Genomic DNA, 3,097 nt, shown 5'->3' with positions numbered 1-3,097 from the left:
CAGCCTTGTAGCCTTGTAATAACTGGACTTCCCCCATACATAAATACTAGAAAATTAACAAAACCCTTACTGCAGATACAGTCAACGGTACAGCCATTTTCAAGTGAAAAATGTACCCAGTGGCCTCTTTTCAATTTTTTCTTAGAAGCGACCTGCAGTAAGGGTTTTGTTAATTTTCTAGTATTTATGTATGGGGGAAGTCCAGTTATTACAAGGCTACAAGGCTGTTCCATGTTTCCTTCTATTTATTGAATTTTAACATTTAATTTATAGGTGGCATTGCCACGAGTTCCCCCTACAATTATTTCATAATTTCCAGTAGCCGGTAATTTTAAACTAGATTGGGTAGCTTCTGTTTTCAAAATTTGCCCATTCGGTGCAATCACATCGAATACGGCATTATTTTCTAATGCTGTAATTTTCAGATCCATTCTCTGTCCTTGATTCGCTCTTAATAAATAAATATTTCGACTCCCTCGAACAACCGATTGATTAACTGTAGTGGTATTAGTTCCTGGTGCAAACCGAATTTGAGACACTAAACAAGGTTGTTTTTGATAAACGACTCGTCCCGTATTCAAAGAATCTGAAGTTAACGTCCAGGTTTCTTGAGTTGTTTGAGTATCTAACTCAATTTTTGTCTTGATATTTAAGTTTAACTGATTCCCATTTTTCCTTCCTTGTAAGGTTTGAGTATAGGAACTATAATAAGATTCTTGTTCATTATGAATCGTAGCTTCTACCCGACCCGTGACTTGATTTCCCTGAATATAAATCCTCGCCGTAGAATCCAGATCATCATTAGCGACTGAAAAACAATAACCTTGAATCGAATAAGCGCTAGACGCTTGAGCAACTTGTCGGGGTGGATGATTTGCCATCCCAGGTGTAACATTCAGTAAACTTGCAAAAATGACTACAGATCTTAATAATTTCATCATCATAACTGACTCATGGTTAAAGGTTGATTGATCACTGATTCTAAATCCAGTGATTAAAGACTGATTATCTATTCCTCCTTTTGCCTCTTGCCTCTTGCCTCTTGCCTCTTGCCTATCCTGATATGTAGCCTATACTCAACGGATTTAGTATGATTACTGATAGGAATCTTTCTTAACAATTTTGTCAGTAAGCACTCCAACCCTGATCCTGACTTGATTTCAGTTTTTTCTTTGTCAGTAAGGGTGTCAACAAGGAATATTACAAATTGTTAACCGAGTCTTGAAAGCCTTGTGCTACAAAGGTTTGAAATGTTAAGAAAGATCTGACTAATGGATAGAAGGTCTATTTGTGATTAAACCATCTTGGGGATACGGTGGCAATTATTAATGATGCTGACTTTCAACCGAACACTTGGTAAAGAGATATAATCAGGCATTAAATAGGTAGGGGTTAAATCCCCCCGTCTATCGGTACCCCCTGTCAGTCCATGAGTGAACCTGTAACCCTTGAGGATATTTACCAGCTATTCCGCGCTTCGGCCGAGGAGTTTGATCGCCGTTTCAGGGAAAGCGCTCTTCGTCGGGCCGAAATGGAACGTATCTTTGCCGAAGCGAAATTAGAAAGCGATCGCCGGGCCGCCGAAGCCGAGCGCTCGATGGCAGAACTGAAACGCACCGTAGAACGAACCAGCAAAGCGGTAGATAGTCTGACCAGTCCCTGGGGTCGATTTGTGGAAGAATTGGTAGAACCGGCGGTTTTACGGCTTTTTCAGGAGAAAGGCATTGATATTAAGGAAGTTTATCCCCGCGCCAGAGTCAAACGTCAGGGTATCGCCATGGAAATTGATATCCTAGCGGTGGATGATACAGGACTCGTGGTGGTGGAATGTAAATCTCGATTATCTAAAGATGATGTGGATGAATTTATCGAAAAATTGACTCGTTTTAAAATCGCTTTTCCCCATTATCAAAACTATCAAGCTTACGGTGCAGTGGCGGGAATTGAAATCAACGAGGGAATCGATCGATACGCATATAAAAAAGGTCTATTTGTGATTAAACCATCTGGGGATACGGTGGCAATTATTAATGATGCTGACTTTCAACCGAATACTTGGTAAAGAGATATATAGCGTTTCTCACACCTGGGTGGCACAGTTAAACCTTTGCTGATTAAGCCTTTCAACCTCAACAATGTACCTCTTGCGAACAGGAAATGCTATAATTAGGTAGGAGAGCAAAAAGATGGAGTTGTGATTGATTAAGTCTGGGCAACCGCAATAAAATAAACAGGAGAATTTTTATGACTCGTTTAGTGGAATTTACCTCAGATGAGGGAACTATTTACATCGAGGTGGATGAAAAGTTACCCTTACCCAAACCGAAACCAGAAGATGAACTTATTAGTCTAACAGATGAAATAGCTGTTAAAGCCGCTCAGTCTTTTGAAGACGCATTAAATGGCATAAAACCCGTGGCAAATGCCATAATTAATAAGGTCAAAAGTTTCAATGAACCTGCTGATCAGGTAGAGGTAAAATTCGGGATAAAAATGACTGTTGGGCTAGGGGCTATTATTGCATCTGGAAGTGCCGATGTTAATTATGAAATTACCCTAAAATGGGATAACAAGGAAAAAAATAAGCAATCATCTACTCAATAAGGACTTAGATAAAAATAATGGTTGCATCTCTAGAATTTTCTGTGGTCAGAATTTATAAGCAACGAAACAAGAAAGATGATAAAATAGAAATTGTTGGGGCAGGATTTCTAATATCATCAGAATACTTGATTACCTGCGCTCATGTTGTTAATGAATCTTTAGATTAGATGTAAAATCTCCTGAGAAACCTACTGACATTATTGAATGTGATTTTCCTATAATTGCATCGGGTACATCTTTAGAAACAACCGTAGAGGTTTGGCATCCAGTTAAATTTAACAGCCATGATCCGCAAGATATTGCTATCTTAAGATTAAAAGATTCAGTTCCTTTACAAGCTCAACCATCAACCAGGGAGCATCTCACCTTTGCCATGAGCATAAATACTTAGTGGAAAAATAGGCTTTTCGAGGGTAATTCTTGTTTTAATTCTCCATGTACGCAGTCTTTAAAAGCCTCTATTTCGTTCCAAGACACGATTAAGAGTGGCTTT

4 protein-coding genes are annotated in these 3,097 nt (G+C 39.0%); 3 read left to right on the top strand and 1 reads right to left on the bottom strand.

The features are described 5' to 3' along the window. Positions 1-245: 245 nt before the first annotated feature. Positions 246-944, bottom strand: a complete 699-nt coding sequence (locus IM500_RS16670; protein WP_190723833.1) for a hypothetical protein — start codon at positions 942-944, stop codon at positions 246-248. 485 nt (positions 945-1,429) lie between these two features. Here IM500_RS16670 and IM500_RS16665 point away from each other — a divergent pair, with 485 nt between their 5' ends. The 3 genes from IM500_RS16665 (at position 1,430) to IM500_RS16655 (ending at position 2,771) form a co-directional block, all read left to right on the top strand. Beyond that, a complete protein-coding gene (locus tag IM500_RS16665; RefSeq protein WP_190723832.1) occupies positions 1,430-2,062 on the top strand; it encodes a DUF3782 domain-containing protein in 633 nt (210 codons plus the stop codon). Positions 2,063-2,244: 182 nt separating this feature from the next. Continuing rightward, positions 2,245-2,604 carry a CU044_2847 family protein gene (locus IM500_RS16660; protein WP_012267109.1) on the top strand — a complete coding sequence of 120 codons (360 nt, stop codon included), beginning with the start codon at positions 2,245-2,247 and terminating at the stop codon, positions 2,602-2,604. A gap of 17 nt (positions 2,605-2,621) precedes the next feature. Beyond that, positions 2,622-2,771 carry a hypothetical protein gene (locus IM500_RS16655; protein WP_287739066.1) on the top strand — a complete coding sequence of 50 codons (150 nt, stop codon included), beginning with the start codon at positions 2,622-2,624 and terminating at the stop codon, positions 2,769-2,771. Positions 2,772-3,097: the final 326 nt, after the last annotated feature.

The sequence above is a fragment of the Microcystis sp. M179S2 genome (assembly GCF_020245805.1).
Lineage (GTDB): Bacteria > Cyanobacteriota > Cyanobacteriia > Cyanobacteriales > Microcystaceae > Microcystis > Microcystis aeruginosa.
The sequence above is the reverse complement of the archived record's forward strand: the minus strand, read 5'-3'. Positions and strand labels throughout refer to the sequence as shown.